Source organism: Anaerolineae bacterium (assembly GCA_013178015.1).
Lineage (GTDB): Bacteria > Chloroflexota > Anaerolineae > DRVO01 > DRVO01 > Ch71.
This window is the reverse complement of sequence record JABLXR010000060.1, coordinates 1-22,545: the sequence shown is the minus strand read 5'-3', so window position 1 is coordinate 22,545 and position 22,545 is coordinate 1. Positions and strand designations below refer to the sequence as shown.

Annotated in this window: 18 protein-coding genes; 7 read left to right on the top strand and 11 right to left on the bottom strand. The window is 65.5% G+C overall.

Annotated elements, in window-relative coordinates; translation table 11 throughout:
- The first annotated feature begins 273 nt into the window (after window positions 1-273).
- The 3 genes from HPY83_17635 to HPY83_17625 all read left to right on the top strand — a co-directional run bounded on the left by HPY83_17635 (window position 274) and on the right by HPY83_17625 (window position 3,808).
- Window positions 274-1,671, top strand: coding sequence for an ROK family protein (locus HPY83_17635; GenBank protein ID NPV09768.1), 1,398 nt, complete (start codon window positions 274-276; stop codon window positions 1,669-1,671).
- A 180-nt stretch (window positions 1,672-1,851) separates the two neighbouring features.
- Window positions 1,852-2,706 carry a PIG-L family deacetylase gene (locus tag HPY83_17630; protein NPV09767.1) on the top strand — a complete coding sequence of 285 codons (855 nt, stop codon included), beginning with the start codon at window positions 1,852-1,854 and terminating at the stop codon, window positions 2,704-2,706.
- 127 nt (window positions 2,707-2,833) lie between these two features.
- Complete coding sequence (locus tag HPY83_17625) at window positions 2,834-3,808, top strand: ROK family protein (protein ID NPV09766.1); 975 nt, start codon at window positions 2,834-2,836, stop codon at window positions 3,806-3,808.
- Between the two features lie 46 nt (window positions 3,809-3,854).
- On the opposite strand, the gene HPY83_17620 is transcribed toward HPY83_17625, so the two are convergent.
- Together HPY83_17620 and HPY83_17615 are read right to left on the bottom strand one after the other, a co-directional pair.
- A complete protein-coding gene (locus tag HPY83_17620; protein NPV09765.1) occupies window positions 3,855-4,619 on the bottom strand; it encodes a hypothetical protein in 765 nt (254 codons plus the stop codon).
- A gap of 180 nt (window positions 4,620-4,799) precedes the next feature.
- Window positions 4,800-6,062, bottom strand: coding sequence for an alpha-L-fucosidase (locus HPY83_17615; protein ID NPV09764.1), 1,263 nt, complete (start codon window positions 6,060-6,062; stop codon window positions 4,800-4,802).
- Window positions 6,063-6,435: 373 nt separating this feature from the next.
- On the opposite strand from HPY83_17615, the gene HPY83_17610 reads away from it, so the two are divergent.
- Together HPY83_17610 and HPY83_17605 are read left to right on the top strand one after the other, a co-directional pair.
- Window positions 6,436-6,717, top strand: a complete 282-nt coding sequence (locus tag HPY83_17610; protein NPV09763.1) for a type II toxin-antitoxin system Phd/YefM family antitoxin — start codon at window positions 6,436-6,438, stop codon at window positions 6,715-6,717.
- Between the two features lie 305 nt (window positions 6,718-7,022).
- Window positions 7,023-8,480: a M81 family metallopeptidase gene (locus HPY83_17605; GenBank protein NPV09762.1), complete on the top strand. Its 1,458-nt coding sequence runs from the start codon at window positions 7,023-7,025 to the stop codon at window positions 8,478-8,480.
- A 206-nt stretch (window positions 8,481-8,686) separates the two neighbouring features.
- Here the strand turns inward: HPY83_17605 and HPY83_17600 are convergent, their stop codons facing one another.
- Window positions 8,687-9,676: a hypothetical protein gene (locus tag HPY83_17600; GenBank protein NPV09761.1), complete on the bottom strand. Its 990-nt coding sequence runs from the start codon at window positions 9,674-9,676 to the stop codon at window positions 8,687-8,689.
- 87 nt (window positions 9,677-9,763) lie between these two features.
- Window positions 9,764-10,624 (bottom strand): CPBP family intramembrane metalloprotease, encoded by an 861-nt coding sequence (locus HPY83_17595; protein ID NPV09760.1) that lies wholly within the window; start codon window positions 10,622-10,624, stop codon window positions 9,764-9,766.
- A gap of 120 nt (window positions 10,625-10,744) precedes the next feature.
- Here HPY83_17595 and HPY83_17590 point away from each other — a divergent pair, with 120 nt between their 5' ends.
- The gene (locus tag HPY83_17590) at window positions 10,745-11,659 is read left to right on the top strand and encodes a GNAT family N-acetyltransferase (protein ID NPV09759.1); all 915 of its coding nucleotides are present in this window, start codon (window positions 10,745-10,747) and stop codon (window positions 11,657-11,659) included.
- A gap of 455 nt (window positions 11,660-12,114) precedes the next feature.
- On the opposite strand, the gene HPY83_17585 is transcribed toward HPY83_17590, so the two are convergent.
- Complete coding sequence (locus HPY83_17585; GenBank protein NPV09758.1) at window positions 12,115-14,565, bottom strand: penicillin-binding protein; 2,451 nt, start codon at window positions 14,563-14,565, stop codon at window positions 12,115-12,117.
- Between the two features lie 320 nt (window positions 14,566-14,885).
- Between HPY83_17585 and HPY83_17580 the strand changes: the two genes are divergently transcribed.
- A complete protein-coding gene (locus tag HPY83_17580) occupies window positions 14,886-15,689 on the top strand; it encodes a PhzF family phenazine biosynthesis protein (protein NPV09757.1) in 804 nt (267 codons plus the stop codon).
- 22 nt (window positions 15,690-15,711) lie between these two features.
- On the opposite strand, the gene HPY83_17575 is transcribed toward HPY83_17580, so the two are convergent.
- From HPY83_17575 to HPY83_17550, 6 genes are all read right to left on the bottom strand, one after another.
- Complete coding sequence (locus HPY83_17575) at window positions 15,712-16,698, bottom strand: sodium:calcium antiporter (GenBank protein NPV09756.1); 987 nt, start codon at window positions 16,696-16,698, stop codon at window positions 15,712-15,714.
- Window positions 16,698-17,081, bottom strand: coding sequence for a hypothetical protein (locus HPY83_17570; GenBank protein ID NPV09755.1), 384 nt, complete (start codon window positions 17,079-17,081; stop codon window positions 16,698-16,700). The genes HPY83_17575 and HPY83_17570 overlap by 1 nt, the downstream gene beginning before the upstream one ends.
- 270 nt (window positions 17,082-17,351) lie before the next feature.
- A complete protein-coding gene (locus tag HPY83_17565) occupies window positions 17,352-17,969 on the bottom strand; it encodes a hypothetical protein (GenBank protein NPV09754.1) in 618 nt (205 codons plus the stop codon).
- Between the two features lie 498 nt (window positions 17,970-18,467).
- Window positions 18,468-19,709, bottom strand: a complete 1,242-nt coding sequence (locus HPY83_17560) for a hypothetical protein (protein NPV09753.1) — start codon at window positions 19,707-19,709, stop codon at window positions 18,468-18,470.
- Window positions 19,710-19,799: 90 nt separating this feature from the next.
- A complete protein-coding gene (locus HPY83_17555; GenBank protein ID NPV09752.1) occupies window positions 19,800-20,735 on the bottom strand; it encodes a hypothetical protein in 936 nt (311 codons plus the stop codon).
- A gap of 55 nt (window positions 20,736-20,790) precedes the next feature.
- A complete protein-coding gene (locus HPY83_17550) occupies window positions 20,791-21,105 on the bottom strand; it encodes a hypothetical protein (protein ID NPV09751.1) in 315 nt (104 codons plus the stop codon).
- Window positions 21,106-22,545: the final 1,440 nt, after the last annotated feature.

Sequence of the window (22,545 nt, the reverse complement as noted above, 5' to 3'; positions counted from 1 at the left end):
CCTGGCCCTGAGCCTGCTCAAGCAAGACACCACCATCAAGGCCGGTATCAAGGCCAAGCGCAAGGCCGCTGGCTGGAATGAGGACTACTTACTTAGCCTCATAAACCAATAAGATGCAATCGCCCTCCCCCCGGACCGACTTGCAGCCCCATGCTCCCGGTATAAACTAGGGTACGGCTGCATGGCTTCTACTTACACCGACGTGCGGGTGCACTCTCGGTTTGCCCCGTGTCGGCGGAATGCTGGCTTGCGTATCTCACCAAAGGAGCCTCGATGATGGACGCCTTTAGGCTTGTACCTCCGAAGTTCGTTCCCCCTCTCGATCCGGATTTCCGGCCCGCGGTTCTGGCCAACCGGGCGTATCAGAAGGAAGTGGCCGACTCTGGTCAGGGTGTCCCCCTGGTCTTGGGCCTCGAGCGCCTAGAGGGCGAGACCTCCCGCTTCGAGACGCAAGTGTTCGCAGAGGGGCATCCCCGCGCCGAGGCCAACCTGATGTATGCCGAGCGACTGGTCAAGTTCTTGCTCTGGCAGCGCGGCGGCTGGAAGGTCTACGTGGGTGGGCCGCGTTCGATTGGGGAGTACATCAAGAGGGTCTACTCCCCCGAAGGCGAGAGGAAATTCGACTACCACTTCATGGGTGAGGACGTCTACGAGCGCACTTTCACTGTCGTCCCCTGCGAGCCGGACGACGTGCCTCGCGCCCGCGAGGCCGCCCGCTCCCTAGGGCGCCATCTGGACGGATACCGTATCGGCTTCGACCTGGGGGCCTCCGATCGCAAGGTGTCGGCTGTGGTCAACGGCGAGGCCATCTTCAGCGAGGAGGTGGTCTGGCAACCGCGCCAGCAGTCCGATCCCGAGTATCACTACCGCGAGATTATGAGCGCCCTGAAGACGGCCGCCTCCAAGATGCCCCGGGTGGACGCCATCGGCGGCAGCGCGGCCGGCATCTACATCAACAATCGGCCCATGATCGCCTCTCTGTTCCGGGGCGTGCCCAAGGACCAGTACCATAAGGTCCGGAACCTATTCCTGCGCATCCGCGACGAGATGGGTGTGCCCCTGGAGGTGATCAACGACGGCGATGTCACCGCCCTGGCTGGAGCCATGTCTCTGGAGGATACCGGCATCCTGGGCATTGCCATGGGCTCCAGTGAAGCCGCCGGGTACGTCAACCTCCAGGGTTCCATCAACCCCTGGCTGAGCGAGCTGGCCTTCGCTCCGGTGGACTACCAGCCTAACGCCCCGGTGGACGAGTGGTCGGGGGACAAGGGCGTAGGCGCGCTCTACTTCTCCCAGCAGTGCGTCTTCCGCCTGGCGCCCAAGGCCGGCATCGAGGTGCCCGGGGGCATCACCGACGCCGAGAAGCTCCAGTTCGTGCAGGAGAAGCTGGAGGCCGGGCACGAGGGAGCGGTCAAGATCTGGCAGAGCATGGGCTACTACCTGGGGTACGCCATCCCTCACTACGCTGATTTCTACGACGTCAAGCACGTGCTCATCCTGGGTCGCTGCACTTCTGGCCGCGGCGGGGAGCTGATTCTAGCTGGAGCCAACGAAGTCCTGCGCAGCGAATTCCCCGATCTGGCAGCGAGGATCAACGTGCAATTGCCGGACGAGAAGAGCCGGCGGGTGGGCCAGTCTATCGCTGCCGCCAGCCTGCCGGAGATCGGATAGGCGGACCTAATCCTCCGACCCGCGCCATCTGGCGGAGCCAAATGGCGGACTTCCCTGCGGGGGAAGGGGGCGCCCAGGCACCCCTCTCGGTCTGGGGAAGGGGGGTTGCGTCTCCCCTTCTCCTTGTTGGAGAGGGGACTGGGGGTGAGGTTCTCTCAAGCAAGATGCGAGGGTGAAGAGATGAAGTTCCACATGGATACGTCCGAGGTGTTCGTTCCGGATGGGCTGCCGGCTGAGGAGGCGCTGGCTCGCACCACTTATCTGGCTGTCTCGGCCCACCAGGATGACTTGGAGATCATGGCGGCTCAGCCCATCCTCAGCAGCTACCAGCAGCCCGACCGCTGGTTCACCGGTGTGGTGGTGGCCGACGGGCGGGGCTCTCCTCGCGCCGGCCTGTACCAGGACTACACAGACGACCAGATGCAGAAGGTGCGCATCAAGGAGCAGAAGAAGGCGGCTATGATCGGGGAGTACGCCGCCGTGGTCCTGCTGGACTACCCCAGCAGCGCGGTGAAGAACGCTGCCAACCCTAACCCGGTGGAGGACATAGTCCAGGTCCTAGAGCTGGCTCGGCCGGAGGAGGTCTACACCCATGCCCTCACCGACAAGCACGACACTCACGTGGGCGTGGCCCTGCGGGTGATCGAGGCCATCCGCCGTCTGCCCGAAGACCGGCGCCCCAAGCGGCTGGTGGGGTGTGAGGTCTGGCGAGACCTGGACTGGATGATAGACGAGGACAAAGTCCCCTTCGATGTCTCCGAGCACGAGAACCTGCAGGCGGCCCTGCTAGGGGTGTATGACTCCCAGATCGCCGGCGGCAAGCGCTACGACCTGGCCACCATGGGGCGGCGCAAGGCCAACGCCACGTACTTCGCCTCCCATGGGGTGGACGTCAGCACCGGGCTCAACTTCGGCATGGACCTCACCCCTCTGATTGTGGACCCCTCTCTGAACGTGGCGGCCTACGTGCAGGGCTTCATTGACCGCTTTGCCACAGAGGTGCGCAACCGCTTGAGCAGTCTGGGGGCGGCGTGATACGTGATGCGTGACGAGTGATACGTGACACGTGAAGGGTGATAAGTTATACGAGAATCCCACCAGGTGGCTCACGTGTCACGTATCACGCATCACGTATCACGTATCACGCTCAAGGACGTGAGCATTGCACGCGGAGACGAAGATTGCTTTGGTGGACTTGGGCGGCACGCAGATACGGGTGGCCATCAGCGATGCCGCCGGTAGCTTCCTTACCCGGCTGACCCGGCCCACTCCCAGCGCTGGCGGTGAGGCCACGCTGGAGGCGCTCAAGGAGGCCATCCGCGCAGCCCTGGACGAGGGCGCCCACAAGGTCGCCGCCATCGCCATCGTCGCCCCGGGTCCACTCGACCCCAGGCGCGGAGTGGTGATCTACGCCCCCAACGTTCCCGACTGGCACGACGTGCCCTTGGCGGACATTCTCCGCCAGGAGTTCTCGGTGCCCGTGCTTCTGGGCAACGACGCCAACCTGGCCGCCCTAGGAGAGCAGTGGTTCGGGGCCGGGCGGGGCCACCACGACCTGGTGTATCTGACCGTAAGCACGGGGATCGGCGGTGGGGTCATCAGCGAGGACAAGCTCCTGATCGGCTCTCACGGATACGCCGCCGAACTGGGCCACAACTCCGTCTGGGCCGATGGCCCCCTGTGCAACTGCGGCAACCGGGGCTGCGTGGAGACCTTGGCCAGCGGCCCCGCCATCGCCCGTCAGGCTCGGGAGGCGATCCAGGCCGGTCGGGCCTCTGTCCTCAGCCAGATGGCCGGGGGCGACCTGAGCCGCGTTGACGCCCGAATGGTGGCGGAGGCCGCCCGCCAAGGAGACGTTGTGGCCCAGGAAACGTACAGGCGAGCGGGCTACTTCCTGGGTGTAGCCATCGTCAACTTCCTCTACACCTTCGATCCCACCATCGTGGTGCTGGGCGGCGGGGTCACCAAAGCGGGCCCACTGCTGTTCGAGCCGGTCATCGAGACCGTGCACGCCCGCGCTCCCCGCGCCTACTGGGAGCACTGTGACATCGTCCAGGCGGCCCTGGGCGAGGACGTGGGCCTGAGAGGAGCTCTTGCCCTCTACCTGAGCGAGACGGGGCGCGAGAGAGAGGGCTAAGGGACATCGGAAGCGGGAGACGAGTGCTGGCCCGGTTCGGGTTCTCCTACCGGCCGTCGTGCCCATCCTTCTGCAGGTCGGCCAGCACGGCATCCACCTCCGGGTCGCCGGCCAGGAGGGAGAGGGCTTCCGCCAGGGCTCGGCGCTTGAGGCGGTCGCTCTCGTGCCTGGCCAGGGCAATCAGGTCCGAGAGCAGGTGTGCGTGTCTGCCGGCCACTATCACGGTGACCAGGTAGCGGTAGGCGTCGTGCAGGTGAGTCTCCTGCAGGAAGCTCAGCAGGAACGGGGTCTGTTTCGCGCCGTCCTCGTGTCCCAGGATCAGATCGAACAGCCCCACCAGGACGATTTCGTCGCTGGTACGCTGGTACTGCTCCACCAGGGCCGGCAGGAGGGACCCTGGCATTCGCACCAGGCTCCGGAGGCACTCGCTCACCACCTCGACACGCACCCCTGTAGGGGCCACGGCGCAGGCGTAAAGGGGGAGCATCTCTCCCTGGGAGGCCAGGACCCGCGCCGCTGTGACTCCCGGTTCGCCGGACATGGCCGAGTTATGTTTGTCGGCCAGCAGCCGGACGGCGTGGTAGGCGGCCAGGCCCGGCTCCAGGTCGCTCAGGGTCACCAGGGCGGCGGCCCGTAGGGATGCGGCCCCCTCCGTCCGCCCCGGCGGGGGGAATTCATAGGTCAGCAGGGCGCGCTCCAGCAGAGGGACGTCGTCGGCGCGGGCCAGAGGGCGCCACGCCTGGAGGATGGCGGAGCGGACGTAGGCCCCGGAGTCGCGCCGGTACGGGTCGGAGGCGTAGTAGTGGTACACCTGAGCCAGGGTGGCCCGCTCGCCTTCGCCGGGCTCGGTGGCGAACTGGCTCAGGGCCTGACGTCCGGCGCCACCGCAGGGATCTTGTTTCAGCAGGTCCAGCGCCCGGAGGAGCTTCTCCTTGTCGTACCGGGCTCGTCTTCCGGCAGTCCTACCGCTGGCCAGCGGATGCCCCCCTGCTCACTCAATCTCCAGTACCACCACCGTGTCGGCAGAGTCAGGCGCCTTCTCGGGCCCCCTTACGAATACACGGTCGCCGATGACCTGGGCCGGGAGAGAGCGGCGTTCCCGGTCGGCCAATAGGTAGGCACCGATGACGTTGCCCATCATCCGGGGCACCCGGATGTCGCCCAGCTCGGGCCAGTCGAAGACGTGCAGGTACAGCTTGCCGGGCCGGACGGTGGACCGGCACCAGTGGAGCCCCTGAATGGGCCCGGGGCGGGTGCCGTAGATGGACTCGCCATTGGCCTTGAGCCAGTCGCCTACCGCCTGCAGTCGCTCGACGCTGGGCGCGGGGATGATCCCCTCGGCGGTGGGACCCACATTGAGCAGGTAGTTTCCTCCTTTGCTGGCGATGTCCACCAGCTTGCGGATGAGCTCCTCCGCCGGCTTCCAGTTGTGATCGTTGACCTTGTAGCCCCAGGTGTCGTTGATGGTGGCGGGCGTCTCCCAGTCGGCCTCCACCAGGGCCTCGGGTATGGCGTTGTCGCGGGCCTCGGCGTAATCGCCCAGGGCGTTGCCCAGGCGGCCGTTGACCAGGCAGTCGGGCTGGAGTCGGTGCACCAGGTCCAGCAGTTCGCGGCTCTGGCGCTCGGTGATGCGCCTGGGGGTATCGAACCAGATGACGGCGATGGGGCCATAGTGGGTGAGCAGCTCGCGCACCTGGGGCTTGACGTAGTTCTCGATGTAGCCGTCGAAGTCCTTGCTGGCCTCGTCGTAGTCCCAGTCGTTGCCATCGCCATCGGGGTGATGCCAGTCCTGAGTCTGGGAGTAGTAGAAGCCGAAGCGTATGCCCTGGCGCTGGCACTCGTCCGCCAGTTCCGTCATGGGATCGCGCCCGAAGGGGGTGGCGTCCACGATGTCGTAGGTTGTGACCTTGGAGTCGAACATACAGAAGCCGTCGTGGTGCTTGGCGGTGATGATGAGGTACTTCTGGCCTGCCTCGCGAGCCAGGGAAACCCACCGGGCGGCGTCGAACTGGGTGGGATTGAACTGACTGGCGAGCTGCTCGTACTCGGCCACCGGGATGCGCCGGCGCTGCATGATCCATTCGCCGATACCGTCGACCTCTTCGCCCTTCCAGACGCCCGCGGGAATGGCGTAGAGGCCCCAGTGGATGAACATGCCGAACCTGGCGTCCCGCCACCAGTCTAGGCGAGGGTCTTGGCGGGCGCCCTCGCGCTGCCGCTGACCTTCACGGATAGCGCCTTCGTCCATGGCCATCGCCTCCTTGAGGGGGGAGACTCTCGGCACAGAGAACGCAGAGGCCACAGAGAGATGTGAAACAGCTGACCATAGCGCAGCCGGATAGCGGCCAGAGACTGTCCACCCCCGCTCAGCTTCAGTCTAGCCAAGACCGGTGCGGGCATCAACCCCGGTTTGCCAGGGAGCGGGCAGTGCCCCGTGAACCAGCTCCGGGGCTGCAGTGGCCCTGCCGGAGAGGCCGACCGCGACGAGGGCATCGAGAACGAAGCAGGTCATGACCGGCTGAAACGCCAGCCAGAGTGTATAGCAGGTACGTCCTATACCCTATGCCATCAGGCCCTCGCGTGCCACAACCTGGTTACCGGCTGTCTGCTCTAGAAAGAGGGGCGAGTTGGTGAAGCGGATGTCGGCCAAGGAAGCAAGGGACAACTTCTCCGAGGTTCTGGGCACGGTGTACTACTCCAAGGAGCCGGTGATAGTCCAGAAACGCGGGCGGGACTTCGCTGCGGTTATCAGCCCCGAGGACTACAAGCGGCTCCTGAACGAGAGAGACAAGCGCTTCTGCGCACTCGATCGGGTCCCTCGTGTGGATGTAGACCCCGATGAAGCCGAGGACCTAGTGGCGCAGGAGATCGCCGCTCTCAGGAGGGAGAAGGCTGTCGGACCTCAGTAACGCATGATGAGCGCGGCCCTCGACAGCAACATTATCGTTTCTGCCGTGATCAGCCGCCGGTCAAGCCCACGCCGGCTGTTCGAGGCTTGGCGGAGGGGACGGCTCATCCTCGCTACGTCCGTGGAGTTGGTGGCCAATCTGGAGCAGTAGCCGGCAGCCCCGTTCTGGCCTCCGTGAGCCACGGCACGCCGCCGCGAGTGACCGCTCCCCTGCCTCGCGTCAGCGGCCTTGATGCTCTGCCGGGCCTGCCCTTTAATGGGCACGAGCGCAGGAGTTCGCTCCCAGCAACCGGCAAGGAGAGCCAGATGCGTATCCTGGTAGCTTCCATCGGCCACGAATCCAACACGTTCACCCCCCTCCCCACCACGTGGGAGGACTTCCGTGTCACCTACGGCGAGGACATCCTCCGCCGGCCCCGGGGATCCTTGGCCGGCATCGTCGATACCCTCAAGGCCAACGGGCTGGAGCCCGTGCCCACCATCTCGGCCCACGTCCTTCCCGGCGGCGTGGTGAAGCGGGACGCCTTCGAGAAACTGCGCGACGGCCTCCTGCGCGGAGCGGAGAACGTGAACGGTGCCTGCATCTTCCTCCACGGCGCCATGCGCGCCGGGGGCGAGGACTACGGGGACACCGCTCTCCTCTCTGCCCTGCGCGCTAGATTGGGCCCGAGGGCGCCCATCACCGTCGCCCTGGACTTGCACGGCAACATCACCGCCGAGATGGTGGCCGACGCCGATGCCCTGGTCACCTACCGCACCGCTCCCCACGTGGACACCTACGAGACGGGCGTCCGCGCTGCCGAACTGCTTCTCCAGGCCCTGCGAGGGGTCAAGCTGACCATGGGCTTCGCCAAGGTACCCATCCTCATGCCCGGCGAGATGGCTCAGACGTCCGTCGAGCCCATGGCCTCCCTCATGCGGATGCTGGAGGAGACCGATGCCATCCCCGGGGTCCTCTCGTCCTCCTTCACCAAGGTGCACTGCTGGGCCGACGTGCCTGATCAGGGCGTGTGTGCCGTGGTGGTCACCGACGGCGACGCCAACCTGGCCCGGGCCGAGGCCGACCGCCTGGCTCAGGCTTTCTGGGAGCGCAGGGCCGAGTTCGGCACCACGGTAGAGACCTACGAAGTAGATGAGGCCATCGAGGTGGCCCTGGCGGCGGAGGAGTCCACCGTGTTTCTCTCCGACTCGGGAGACAACCCCGGGGCCGGGGGCACTACGGACATCCCCTTCGTCCTGGAGCGGATGCTGGAGAAGGGGGTGGAGGACGCCGCCATTGCTGCTATCTGGGACCCGGAGGCGGTGGAGACATGCGTGGCCGCCGGTGTGGGGGAGACAGTGGTGCTTCCCATCGGGGGCAAGATAGACACCATCCACGGCTGGCCGGTGCGGGTGTCCGGCCGGGTTCACCTAATCTCGGACGGCCGGTGGTATCGCGAAGGCATCCGCCGGGAGGAGAACGAGGAGGAGATGGGGCGGCTAGTGGTGCTCTCGGTCGGGGGGATAGACGTGATCCTCTCCGAGAGGCGGGTGAGCATCACCGACCCGGAGCAAATGCGGGCAGTGGGAGTGGAGCCCCTGGCCTACAAGATGGTAGTCCTGAAGCGGGGGTACCTGGAGCCACTGTTCCAGGCGATATCGCCCCGCAGCATCCTGATGCTCAGCCCGGGTCCCACCAACTGCAACGTGACCAGGTTGGACTACGAACGGGTGCGGCGCCCGATGTACCCGCTGGACCTGGACGCCGAGTGGGTGGACCTGTAAGGGCAGGACCGCCAGCCGCAGCGGAGCGGTGACGCTCGAGCTTGCTTCGGAGGGCCTTGTGGGCGCGGTGAACCTCACCCCCAGCCTCTCTCCTCCCTGGAAAGGGGGTTGGGGCAGCCCTCCTTGGCAGGGAAGGGCCTGTCCTGCGTACTGGGTAGGCAGGGGCGGGCGCATGGCTGTTCCCGCAGCCTTCGGTCGCGCCCCGATCAGCCGGCCCGGAACGATAGGACCAGGGGCAGGAACTGGGTCTCATCCATTCCCGGCGGGAGAGGCGGGGGAGGGGCTTTGACAGCCCAGCCCAGATCCTGGAGCATGCCAAGCGCCACGGCACCGGGCTCGTGGCGCGCCTCGCCCGCCTCGAGAGTGGGTGTCATCAGGGCGTTGCTGGTTCCCTGGTACGTGGCCGCGTCGAGATGGGCGATGCTTGATCCCTGACGCCACTCAGCGGGCGCGTATAGCTTGGGCATGGCACCGCCGTTGGCTGCGGTGGCGTGGGGCCCGCCGAAGTAGACGGCGCCGCTGGTCAGCTGAGCGGCCAACTCCGTCGAGGGGCTGGGATAGGTGGTGAGGAGCCTCTGGCCTGAGGAGTCGGCGAGGAAGCGGTCGTAGATACTGGGATAACCGCCACCGGCGTCCCAGGTGCCCAGACCCTGCCAGTCTACCGACATCAGCGATGACAGCCCCAGACCATGGCCCAGTTCGTGGGTCGCCACGGTGACTAGGTCAACTTCGTAGGAAGCAGGATTCCCGTCCGTGCCGTAATACCAGTTGTTGCGGTTGCTGTTGCAGGTGACCATCATCTCGCCGGCGGCGCCGTTGCGGTCGTCACCGGAGACGGCATTGGCCAGAGCAGCCGGGTAGAGCGCCTCGTTCAGGACCACCCAGTCTGCCTGACACTCGCAGGCGGCGGAGTAGAACATGGGAGTCCAGTAGGCGCTGATGGCTACGGCCACCGAGCTGTTGAGCCGGCCCGCCCAGATCCCCGCTGCGTGGGCAAAGGCTTGCCGGGCCTCGTCGGGCCAGTCGCCGAGGTAGGTGACGTTTAGAGTGACGCTCTGCTGACCCGGCCCGAGCGGCTCGTCGGCTGGGGAGACGTTGCTCGGGGGAGGCCCGGAGGCAAATGCCGGCAGTACGTCTCCTGCGGCAAGGGCGCCGACTAGTCCGAGCAAAGCCAGATAGGCGGTGATCCTGGTCACTGTTGCCCCCAGCCGGCTGCCAGAGGCGGCAGCTCGTGGCATTGTGGTGGGATTCGGGGAAGACAGTATCCGCCCTCCTTCCGGCTGTCAAACGTGCTCCGGGGGGACCCAGGTTGGGTGCGGTTCCTGAGGAGAGAATGGCGCAGGTCGGGATCGGAAGGTGCGCCCATCCGCCATCACCACCGCCGCCGCCACGAGGAGCAGGAGCATCGCCTGGATGATGCGGGCGGTGTCGCCAGGCAGCCAGGCCTCTCCGGCGAAGTTGCCGGCGGCGTGGAAGAGGATGGCCGAGAGGGTGCTGCGGTGGGTGCGATAGAAGATCCAGTGCATGATGATGGTCCAGGAGACCGGGATGCTGAAGTAGGCTGCCGTCAGCAACAGGTCGCGGAGGAGCTGGTTCTGGTAGGAGCCGGGCAGGAACACTAGGGGGAGGTGCCAGAGCGACCAGAGCGCGCCGAGGATAAGGCTGCCCTGCAGGACGCCGGTTCGAGCACAGAGGCTGTCGGTGCCGTATCCTCTTAGCCCCAGTTCCTCCGGGATGGGGCCGAAGAATAGCAGGATGACCGTGAAGAGGAGCGGGCCGGCCCGGAAGCGAGGGCTCCAGGCCAACTGCTCCCACGACTCACCCAGCAGGGTGGAGAGCGCCACCGCGGCCACCATCAGCGCCGGCACCGTGAAGAGCGTCACTGGCCACCAGGGCGCGCGCATGCGGCGCGGGTTCAGCAGACGGTCCCAGTAGTCCCGCACCAGGTGGACATCCCCGGAGCGGTACACCATGATGAGGGCAGCAGCGGGAGCGCCCAGACCCCCCAGCACCTGAAAGAGGAGAGGCGGGATGGGCCAGTGCCAGCGGGCGCTCGCTACGGCTAGCCACATGGGCACCCAGGTGAGGGCGAAGTAGAGGGCTAAGAACGGAACCGGGTGGAAGCGAAGGAATTGTCGGTTCACCGATGGCCTCCCGTTGAGCATTGTACCGTCGGAGCTGCTCGGTGGTAAGGGGGGCGCAAGGTCAGCCACCGTGAGGCACTTCCTGTCGCGGACTGACTGCATACACGCGAGGCGAGGAGTGTGGTCACCCAGCACGAGTACAGCCATAGCCAGGCCGAGTTCGACGAACTGCACGGCCTGCTGCGCGAGAGCTACGCCATCGCCGGCCGACCTCACGACTGGCTCTTCGCCCGGCTAGAGAACTGGAAGTACGCCAATGCAGCCAAGGCCCGGGAGGACCCGGGGTTCTTCGCCCGCAATGTCCATCTGTGGCGCGGCCAGGGGAGCAGACTGATCGGCTTCTGCATCTCCGAGTACGGCACCAAGGGCATCGAGCTTCAGGTTCACCCTCAGCACCGCGGTGTCGAGGGCGACATGGTGGGATGGATACTGGAGGAGTGGGGCCGGGGCAAGGAGGCGGTCGAGGTGTGCGCCTGCACCGAGGACATTGAGCGTCAGAGCCTCCTGGCCCGGCTCGGCTTCCGCGAAGCGGGCGACGACGGCTACATGCGCCAGTACGACGTCACCCGGGACTACCCGGCCCTACCCCTCGACCCCGGCTTCCGCGTCTCCACCCTGGCCGAGGCGGGCAATGACGAGGAGCGTATGGCTGTAGAGGCAGCCACCTTCCCTCATGTTGGGCTCGATCGGGAGTGGTTCGACGGCAAGGCCTCTGCCCCCTCGTACTCGGCCGACTGGGACTTCGTCGTGGTCACGCCCGAGGGCCGGTATGCGGCCTTCTGCCTGGCCTGGCTCGACCGTGGCAACCGTGTGGCCGAGGTAGACCCGGTAGGGACGCATCCCGATTTCCGTCGTCGGGGCCTGGCCAGAGCCGTGATCACCGAGTGCTTCCGCCGTCTGCGGGCTGCCGGCATCGAGCGGGCCTACATCAGTTCGGCCCCGGAGCCGGCGGTCTCCAACCGGTTGTACGAATCCCTGGCGCCGACTGCTCGCTACCTGTGGCGCCGGTGGGTCAAGGAGAGCCAGCCCCGATGACGTCCCCCCAGGGGATGGGGAAGTGGAATTCGTCCATCCGGGGGTGCGCTTCGCCATCTGTGATGCGGGTCTGGTCACTCCCGGTCGCTGCTAGGAGCTTTGGCTGCAGCACCAGCGGCTGGCGGGTGGTGACACGGACCGGGGCCGAGCCTCGCTGGCCATCGAGACTCACTTGGAGCGTATCGCTCTGCAGCGGCCTCTGGAGCGAGTCTCCGATCCGGCGGAGAGGGAGGACGCAGCTGTGTAGCCTGCAGGAGACAGGAGGGAAGGAGAGAAGGAGTGGAGGAGACAGGAGTAAAGGAGTCAGGAGGGAGACGCTCGTGTCAACTCGGACGCTCTTCTTCAGCTGCGGTAGCAGCGGTCGAGAGCAGCGTCTCACGCACCATCACCTGACAGCCTCCTTCCCTCCTGTCTCCTTTACTCCTTTACTCCTGTCTCCTTTACTCCTTCCCTCCTTAGTTCTCCACTGTCACCTGAATGGGCTCCGTGGCGACGTAGTTGCCGGTGATGTCCACGTAAGTGGCCTTCAGCCAGTAGGCCCCGTTCTGCATCTGGGTCGTGTCCCACAGAGCCAACGTACCGTCCACCACCTGGTTGGTCTTCATGTAGTCCAGCTCGGTGGTGGTCCAGTTCTCCCCGTCCAGCGAGTACTCCACTTTGTGGTACCAGAGGTCGCGCCCGGTGGCGGTGCCGATCATGGGCACTACGCCCGAGAGGACCGCTCCTGCCTGCGGGTACGACAGGACCAGGATGCGCTGCTCGGGAGGCTCGTACTCGGCCGGGAGCTCAGCCGTCGGTCCTGGACCGCCGGGCCGGGCATGGCCGGGCAGGTTGCAGCGTTCGGTGGGCTGGGTTCCCTCGGCGAAAACCTCGGTCACCCGTTGCGGGCAGCCTTTCCCCGCCAGAAGCCCTGACTGAGTGCAGAGCTCGAGTTCGAGCACGTTGGACGGGCGCCGGAACTCCACCACCGGCAGGCCCTCATGCAGCCCCTTCATGATCTCGTGGTAGATGGGCCCAGCGCCAGTGGAGCCCAACAGCCGGTTCATAGGGCGCCGGTCGGCGTTGCCGATCCAGGTGCCCACCACATACTGGGGAGTGTAGCCCATGCACAGGGCTTCCCGGTTCTGATCGGTGGAGCCCGTCTTGGTGGCCACCGGCCGATCGTCCAGGACCAAGTACCGGGCGCTGGCGCCAAAAGCCGGCCGGCGCGCCTCTGGGTCCGACAACACATGGGTGAGCACGTAGGCGTAGGCAGGGTTGACCACCGGCTGCACCTTGGGCCGATACTCCCTGATGACTTTGCCCCGGTAGTCTTCGATCCTCAGGATGGCGGCTGGCTCTACCTCCCTGCCCCCGGGAGTGCGCACGTGCTCCGGTACGGGCTGGCCCACGGCGAAGCCGTGGTTGGCGAAGACGCTATAGGCGAACGTGTGATCCAGGAGGGGGATCTCCTTGGTACCCAGGGTGAGACTGAGGCCGTAGTAGCCGTCGGGCAGGGTAGTGATACCCAGGCGACGGGCCATGTTCAGTGCCTTGTCCACGCCGATGGCGTCCAGGAGCTTTACCGCGGGGACGTTGTAGGAGCAGGCCAGCGCCTGCCGCAGGGTGACGCGCCCATGATAGGCCTTGTCTATGTTGGTGGGGGAATAGATGCGGCCGAGCTCGTCCCGATAGGCCACCGGGGTATCCAGGATAGTGTCACGGGCAGTGTAGCCTTCCTCGAAGGCGGCGAGGTAGGTGTAGGGCTTGAACGAGGAGCCCATCTGCCGGGGAGCCAGGGCCATGTTGACCTGCCCGTCTATCTCCTCGTTGTAGTAGTCAGCGCTGCCGACCATGGCCACGATTTCGCCCCTCTCCGGTCGGATGACCACGGCGGCGCCGTTGCTAGCGTTGTTGGGCACACCGTACTCGGCGATCTTCTCCGCAACTACCCTCTGAGCGAGGCTCTGTATCTCCACGTCCAGAGTAGTGTAGACGCGCATCCCGAGGCGGTACATGTCTTCCCCGTAGTCGCGTTGGAGCAGGTCGCGCACGTAGAGCACGAAGTGAGGAGCGATAGCCCGAATGCCGGGCTCCTGTTGGGACCGGATGACGATCTCCTCCTGCCAGGCTGCCTCGGCCTCCTCAGGCGTGATGTAGCCCGTGTTAGCGAGGGCCGAGAGCACCAGCTTCTGGCGTGCCTTGGCGGCCTCGAAGTTGGAGATGGGGTCCAGCCCCGGGCTCTGGGGTAGGAGGGTGAGCATGGCCGCTTCAGCCAGGCTGATCTCCCACACGTGCTTGCCAAAGTAGGTCTGGGACGCTGCCTCCACGCCGTAAGAGTGCTGGCCGTAGAAGCAGGTGTTGAGGTACCATTCCAGAATTCGATCCTTGCCTTCCCGGCCAGGGTACAGCCTGGTGACCTCCATGGCCAAGGTGGCTTCCTTCATCTTGCGGGAGTAAGAGAGCTGATAGCGCTCCTCCGGCGGGATGAGGACGTTCTTCACCAGCTGCATGGTGATGGTGCTGCCGCCCTGCAGCCCCTCTCCCTGCAGGTTCGAGAGGAATGCCCGACCGACGGCCGCCCAGTCCACCCCGTTGTTGGTGTAGAAGGTTCGGTCTTCCATGACGATGACGGCTTGTCGCAGGTACTCCGGTATCCGGTCCAGCGACACATAGGTGCTGTGGCCGAGAGGGCTGGCCAGTTCAGCCAGCAGATGCTCGCCAGTGCGATCGTAGATGCGAAGAGTCTTGAGGCCCTCCTCGACCCGCTCGATCTCGCGGGGGTCGGGAATGTACAGGGGCCACTCGAAAGCTACCGTGGGCTCGCCCTGCGCCGTAGGCGTGGCCGCCTGCGGAGCGCAAGCGCCTGCCAGAGAGGCGGCCAAGCCAAGGGCTGCCAACTTGCCGAGGAACTGCCTTCTGTTCATGGTGCACCTAACATAACACAAGCAGGAGATAATGATCCAGCGGCGGGCCGTGCCGGAGCGACAGGCACACATCGCGGGCGACGGCCGGAGAACCGGCACCCGATAGCGTACATTCTACATAATCGTCGTCCCTTTGCCAGGGGCACGGGGCGTGTCTGGGCTCTTGAGCGGGTAGACATTTCGTTAAGAATGACGCGCTGTGGGCGCGGCGGGTTCCTCGCCTCTCCTGATCACCCGTTGCCTGACGCTCTGCGGGGTGCTGGTGTACCATGGGGCCGCCGGACGCGCTCCGGCAACAACCCTCAGTGTGAGGCTGCGCCATGTCTCTGACTCTCTACCAGGTGGACGCCTTCACCGACCGGCCCTTCACCGGCAACCCGGCTGCGGTGGTACTGCTGCAGAAACCGGCAGAGGACGGGTGGATGCAGCAGGTGGCCGCGGAGATGAACCTTTCCGAGACCGCCTTCCTGCTGCCCCAGACCGACGGGTTCAACCTGCGCTGGTTCACCCCGGCAGTGGAGGTGGAGCTCTGCGGCCACGCCACCCTGGCCTCGGCCCACGTTCTCTGGGAGACGGGCCACCTGCTCCCGGAGGACGAGGCCCGGTTCTTCACTTTGAGCGGGCTGCTTCTGTGCCGCCGCCGGGGAGACTGGATAGAGATGGACTTCCCAAGCGAGGCGCCTGGCCCCTCTGAAGCGCCGGCGGGCATGCTTGCCGCCCTGGGTCTTGAGGCTGCCGTCTACGTCGGCCGAAATCGGTTCGACTACTTGGTAGAAGTGGAGTCTGAGGAGGACCTCTCGAAGTTACGCCCAGACCCGCGAGCGCTGGCGGCGTCCGTCCCTGGGACGCGGGGCGTCATCGTCACCGCCCGCTCCCACGGGACCTACGACTTCGTCTCCCGCTTCTTCGCCCCGGCCGCCGGCATCGACGAGGACCCGGTCACCGGCTCGGCGCACTGCGCCCTGGGGCCATACTGGGGCGCCAGACTTGGCCGCGAGGCCATGCTCGCCTACCAGGCCTCTTCGCGCGGGGGCGTAGTGCAGGTGCGCCTGGCCGGCCCGCGGGTGATCCTGGGCGGGCAGGCGGTCACGGTGCTGCGAGGCACCCTGACGGCCGTGAGCTAGCGTTGCCGCCGCTGAACTGCCGTCACCCGGCGATCCCGCGCACGTAGAGGAAGTAGAGCCCCGCGAAGTACATGACGATCAGCAGGAGGGCGTCCGTCTCCACGAAGAGGATGCGCCGCTCCGACCGCGCTAGGTTGTTGATCAGGCCCAAGGTGGTGAGCAACAGGCCAAGCAGCCCGGCCACGGCGAAGATAGGGTCAATGGCACCCAGAAAGCGTCCCTCGAGGAAGAACAAGTCCGTAGCACCCAGGATGAAGACGTTGAACAGGTTGCTGCCGAACAGGTTGCCCACTGCCAGGTCAAAGGCGCCCAGGCGGGCGGCCGCCAGCATGGTCACCAGCTCGGGGAAGGAAGTGGCCATCCCCACCAGGGTGGTGCCCACGAACCCGGTGCCCAGGCCGGTCACCTCGGCGATCTCGACGGCGCTGCCGACCAGGACCGGGGTGATGAAGATGAGTGCCAGGGCCGACCCGCTGAAGCCCACGAGCGCGCTCCGTAACGACATCATCTCCTCTCCCTGAGGGATCTCCTCCGGCTCAGGCAATGGGGGATTCTCCTTTTGCAGCAGCCGCATACCGGCGAAGTAGACCACCATTATGAGGATGCTGTCGAGCCCCACCCAGGCGAGGCGCAGCTCGAGGTCGGCAAGGATGAAGAAGGTGGCTAGGCCGATGAGCAGGATGGCCAGGCCGGCGGTCAGGGCGTGGCGGAGGGCCACCCGCCTGAGGACCCGCACCCTCCAGTGGCTCATGTCCAGAATGGCCAGCAGGAGCATGTTGAACATGCAGCTGCCGAATATGTTGCCCGCGGCCAGATTGGGCGCCTCGTGTCCCAGCGAGTTGATGATAGTGAGGAACTCGGGCAGGGACGTAGCCCCGGCCATGAGGAGAGTGCCGATGAAGACACCACCCAGGCGGGTGCGGATGGAGATGACGTCGGCGTACTCCGCCAGCTTGTTGGCGGCGATGACCAGAAGAGCGGTGCTGACGGTGAACTGAAGCCAGATCACTAGGGGGCAACCTCATCGCCGGACGCGCCGCCGCCAGCGGCCTGGTTCTTGGGCAAGCCTTTGACCCGGGCCACCGGCCAGGCGGCGAAGATGCCCGTATTCGGCGACGCCAGATCCCCTACCACGGCTTCGGTGGCGGAGAGGCACTTCTCCACCAATGCCATGTCTTCCACCACGGCGAACAAGGTGTTGTGACGCTCCTGGCACTCATCGGCGATGTGGGCAAAATCGAAGCGCGCGTGTAGGCGGACGCGACACTGCTGGATGCGATGCATGCCCGTGCTCTCCAGAACTGTAGCACCCCTGATCCCCGCCTCCTGCCAGGCGTCTAGCACCCGGGTCAGGAGATCCTGGCGGTCCAGTACTAGCATGACCATGAACACAATCGTTCCTCCGCAACATGAGCCCTGAGACCGGTACATAGTAGCACGGCTGCTCATCACATCCCAAAGGGGAACGGAGGGTACTCCTGGGTTGCAGAGGACACGCCGGGGAGGCTTCGGCGGCATACTCTCGGCTCTGGGTGTGAGTTAGCCTATGTCCGAGGCGCCTCTACTTCGGCACCACCGATGGCAGCCACACCGCGCCAGCGAGGGCCACCCCAAGCAGCGATCACAACACGTCGCTGAGGAGGTTCGCGAGGATACTCACAATCAAACCATTGTGATCTGGCCTGACATCGCGCGAGAACCCTCTCCATTGACGGCCACCTCCAGCCCTTCCTGTGCCCTTGGAAGCAGCGCCGCCACTGCCGGCTCGGTCGTAGTGGGTAGCACTGCCCTGGTTGCCCTCAGGCCTACCCTGAGTCCACGCCCTGCCAGCCGGTGCCCCAGGTCGAGGTGAAGCGCGCCCACCAGGGAGATGGCCCTCCACTCGCCCGAGCGGACGGGCTCCTTCCAGAGGCCCGCCTGAGCTGGCACCCATCCCGCGGCCTTCACTGCCCTGGCGAACTTGCGGTTAGCTTCGTCAAGGCAGCGGGCGTAGGCCCGGGGAGCAGGACGGGCGAAGCGTTGCCTCTCCTCTGGGGTCAAGGCTGAGCTCCGGGCCGCCAACTCGAGCGCCCCCAGGTCCAGCCGCCGCCATCGCTCGTCGGAGCTGCAGCTCCGCGCGAACTCCTTCGCCATCGCCAGCCCCTCGGCCTCCTGCAGCGCCCGCTGGCAGCCCAGATACAGCCTGGTAGCCAGCGCCATGGGCTCCCAGTAGGGAGCCTGGCCCTGCCGCTGGAGCTCCTCCTCGATCACCTCTGCCGGCCACCGCTGCAGCCGGCCCATGGCGACCTCTCTGCCGCCAGCCCTTGGCCCTCTCGGCGTCCCGAGGCATGACGGCGGCCTGCTTCAGGGGCTCGACGTTCACCCCCGCCCCGTAGTCCCTCTCTGGCCTGTACCCTCGGGCCACGATATCGTTGACCTTCTCGCTCACCCAGCGGCTGCGGCCGGTGACCGGCAGGCTGTGCGGCTGCAACACCTTCGCCAGCCTCTGGTTCAGCTCCCGCAGCTGCTCGCGCGTGGAGCGGGCTGGCTGCCAGCCCCGCTCCAGCGGCCGCAGTTCTCCCGCCGAGGCGCCCTGGGACTGGCGCGCTGCATCTTCTGCGCCGACCGCTCCTCCTCATTGGCAGCGGCGACCAGAGCCGGCCTCAGTTACAGCTCCTGCACCTGGCGTAGGGTGCCGGTATCCAGCCTGTGCCAGTACAGGAAGCAGGCAAACTGCGGCGTGCCCCTCGCCTCACTAGCGACCTCGCAGAGGGCGAAGTCGCACGACCCCGAGCGAGATCACTGCGGCGCCCAAGCGGGAAAGGCGTCGAGGCCCGCGCTGCGAGTCAGGTTGGTCTGCCCGCTGCCGTCGGCACTCATCACGTAGATCTCCAAGTTCCCGTCCCGGTTCGATTCGAAGGCGATGCGGCTGCCATCGGGAGACCAGACCGCGTAGTTGTCGGAGGCCGGGTTGTTGGTCAGGTTCAGCAGACCGGTGCCGTCGGGATTCATGAGGTAGATCTCATAGTTCCCACTGCGGTTCGATTCGAAGGCGATGCGAGCGCCATCTGGCGACCAGGCAGGATCAGCATCGTCGTAGGCGCCCGGGTCATTGCTCACGTTGATCTGATCGCTCCCGTCGGCATTCATCACATAGACGTCGCGGTGCTGGCCACGGCTGGACACGAAGGCAATACGTGTGCCGTCTGGCGACCAGATAGGGTAGGCGTCCTCGGCTTCGTCGTTGGTCAGCCTCTGCAGACCGCTGCCGTCCGCGTTCATGACGTAGATTTCCATGTTGCCGTCACGGGTGGACCCGAAGGCGATGCGCTCACTGTCCGGCGACCAGGAGCCGAACCAATCATCGGCCTGGTCATTCGTGAGGTTCGCCAGGCCGCTGCCGTCGGCATTCATGACGAAGATGTCCGGAGCACCGGTGCGGCTCGATTGGAAGGCAATACGTCTGCCATCCGGCGACCAGAACGGCCGCCAGTCGTAGCTGAGGCTGTTGCTCAGGTTGGTCTGGCCGCTCCCGTCGGCGTTCATGACGTAGATTTGCGGGCTGCCATCGCGGTTGGAGGTGAAAGCAATCTGCCGCCCATCCGCCGACCAGGAGGGATCCATGTCTGCATCGGGGTCGTTTGTCAGGTTTGTCAGGCCGCTGCCGTCGGCGTTCACAACGTAGATCTCTGGGTCGCCGTCGCGAGTGGACTGGAACACGATGCGTTGGACGGCGGCAGTCTCGGGCAGCGGCGCTGGCGTGCTCGTGGGCACCTCGGTAGCTGTTGGCGACGGAGGGACAGCGGTAGGTGTGTCAGTGCTGGTAGGCACTGTCACGGGCGTAGGAGAAACGGGTTCGCTCGGAGTAGGCGGCAATGCCGTGGCAGTGTCAGTTGGGGGCGGAGCAGGTATCACAGTTGTGGGGGTCTCCGTCGCAGCAGCGGGAGGCGCCTCTGCCGGGCCTCCGATCTCCATGGTCACTTGACAAGCCGACAGCAGCAGCGTCAGGGCCAGGAGTACAACCAGAGTCTGAGATCTCATTCTGTCCTCCTCAAGAAGCTAGCTGAGAGCTTCTCCACCACCCCATACGTAATGGCCTCAGGAGCGTCGGCAGTAGCCTATGTCTTGGCATCATCGTGGCGCCCAAGATGGGTCGGCATCAGGCACGCCATTGTGAGTCAGGCGTACCACTTCGCTGCCATCGGCTTTCATGACGTAGATCTCGATGCTGTCGGCCGCAGCATCGCCCAGGAAAGCGATGCGCGTACCGTCCGGCGACCAGGTCGGGTCCCAAGAGTTGGGTCCCCACTCGGTGGACGGGAAGTGAGTCAACCGACGCACGTCGCTGCCATCAGCGCCCATGACATAAATGTCGGAGTGGCCCTCGCGCTTCGAGGTAAAGGCAAGGCTGCGGCCATCGGGCGACCAGGCAGGATCTTCATCGCGCGCCGGGTTGTTCGTCAGGTTAGCCTGACTGGTGCCGTCCGGCGCCACGACGTAGATCTCGCTGTCGCTGTCGTGCCAGGACACGTAAGCAATGCGCTCTCCATCCGGCGACCAGACGGCATCGCGGTCATCGCCAAGATCATCGGTCAGGCGCACCTGGTTGCTGCCGTCGGCGTTCATGATGTACAGGTCCCACTGGCCATCGCGGTCGGAACGGAAGACGATGCGGCTGCCATCAGGCGACCAGGACTCGAAGTAGTCGTTCGCCGGGTTGTCGGTCAGGTTCACCCGACCGGTGCCGTCGCTCCGGATGAAGTGGATGTCATAGTCATACTGGCCGTTACGGTCTGAGTTGAAGGCGATGCCCGCACCATCTGGAGACCACGGCGCGCTCGGCTGTGGGGACCAGGCAAAGGAGTTGCTTGCCAGTTCCACTTCCACCGTCAGATTGGTGAGCCCGCCGCCGTCGGCGTTCATCATGAAGATGCGGTACTGTATTTCCCGGTCGGAGACAAAGGCGATGCGGCTGCCATCGCGCGACCAGAAGGGGCACCAATCCCCGTGGGTGTTCCACGGCGAGTCCTGAGTAAGGTTTGTCAGGCCGCTGCCGTCCGCGTTCACGCTGTAGATTTCACGGCTGCCCCTCTCCCCCGAGGTGAAGACGAGGCGCCCGATCTCAGTGGGTGCGACTATCGGCGAGGGAGTAGAAGCTGGCGTCGGCACAGGGGTGGTGGCAACCTGGGGAGTTGCAGAGGCCGTAGGGGGCGGCACCGTTGGTGGAGTCGGTGTGCTCGTGAGCACCGCAGTGGCTGTCGGCGACGGCGGGATAGCGGTGGGTGTGTCGGTGCCGGCCGGCGCCAGCTTCCCGGTCGGCGGCGCGGGTCTGGGTGAGGCAGGTTCGGTTGGGGTGGGCGCCGCCGGTGTTGGGGTGTCGGTTGGGGCTGTGCGAGGCGGCTCTGGCGGGCTTCCTATCTCGACGCTTACGTGGCAACCCGAGAGTGCTAAGGTCAGACCCAGGGCTACAATTGGAATCCAACTCCTCATTGGCGTCCTCCTCAAGGACTCTCTCACCACTACCGGACCCGATGCCGCCGGCCCTCACCTGTGGACCCTGGCGGTAAGGAGGTCACAGCCCCCTTGCCCCCGCCAGCAGTCCGCGGCCAGGTTGAGCAGGGGCACGAACTCCACGGTGGCCTTCCAGTTGGCGGTTAAGTTGGGCTGGCGATCCTCGGTGGGATAGCCGGCGCAGTCACTGCCCTGATCCGTGAACTACTCCACTACTCCGTTCCGGTGCCGACGGTGATTGCCTCTTTACTGCTCCCAGGTCGCTGGTGCTCGGGTCTCCACCATTGGAGGTGAACACATTGCAGAAGTCGAAGCTGAAGACGTTGTCGTGGGGATAGCTTGCCAGCCACTCCTCCACCAACCAGCGGCTGAGGCGCGGGCATTGGCCGCCTGATCGGGTGAGGTGTCTTTCTCGACGATCGGCGGCGCCGTGATGACCACGAGCAGCTTGTCTTGTCTGGTGGCTGAGTGACGGAGCAGGTCGTTGTAGACGCCCTTGGCGTTGCCCACCGTGTGGTACTCCGATCCGCAGTCCTGCCCCCGCAGGGGATCTAGGCCGGCCGTGGGCGCCTCGTCTGGGCTGCCTTCCAGCCCCGAGTTGGGGAAGCAGGACCTGAAGATGACAATGTCATTCGCGCCTCCCGGTTCAGCTACGCGGCTGTTCCTCTCAGCGTTGCTGTCTGTGGTCTAGAGGGCCGTCAGGTAGATGTCGCGGCGCAGCCCGGCGAACCAGTTGTACCAGTGGCCGATGTCGGTGCGGTCGCCGATGGCGTCGCAGGCTACGTCCTAGTGCGCCGGCCCCCAGCCATAGTTGGTGTCCACCACGAAGTAGCGGTTGGCGTTCAGTCTAGCCCAAAGGCCATCGTTGAGCCGCACCTGCCCGCAAGAGGGTGCGAGCCGGGATCTTGGCCCGGAAGCTGAAGCCCTCCTAGGGGCAAGCCAAGGCTGAGGGGGTAGAGCCAGGAGAGCTTCATGGCGGGCGCAGCACAACGAGAGCTGGCAGTGAGAGAGATTATGGCTGGGGTTGAGGAGCGAGTCAAGGCTATGTGGGACTGTGTTACGGCTTCCTCAAAGTCGAACCAGCGTTGGGCGAGCTGCCATCTGGCGCTGGCCAGGAACCACCACAGGCCAGCGAGCAGGCATCGAACAGAGGCAATGCAGCATCCGATGGCGCCCAGACCGGCTCCGATAGGCATCTCTGGTGACTTGCCACAGGACTTTGAGAAAGCCCTACGCCTATAGGGCTTTCTCATGTTTGCGGTGAGGAGGTGAGGAGGGCAAGGGCGTAGGCCAGGTGAGCAGCGCAGTAGCGGCGGGCAGCGGCGAGGTTGGTGAAGCCAGCTAGGCGCAGCAGCCCAATGACGAG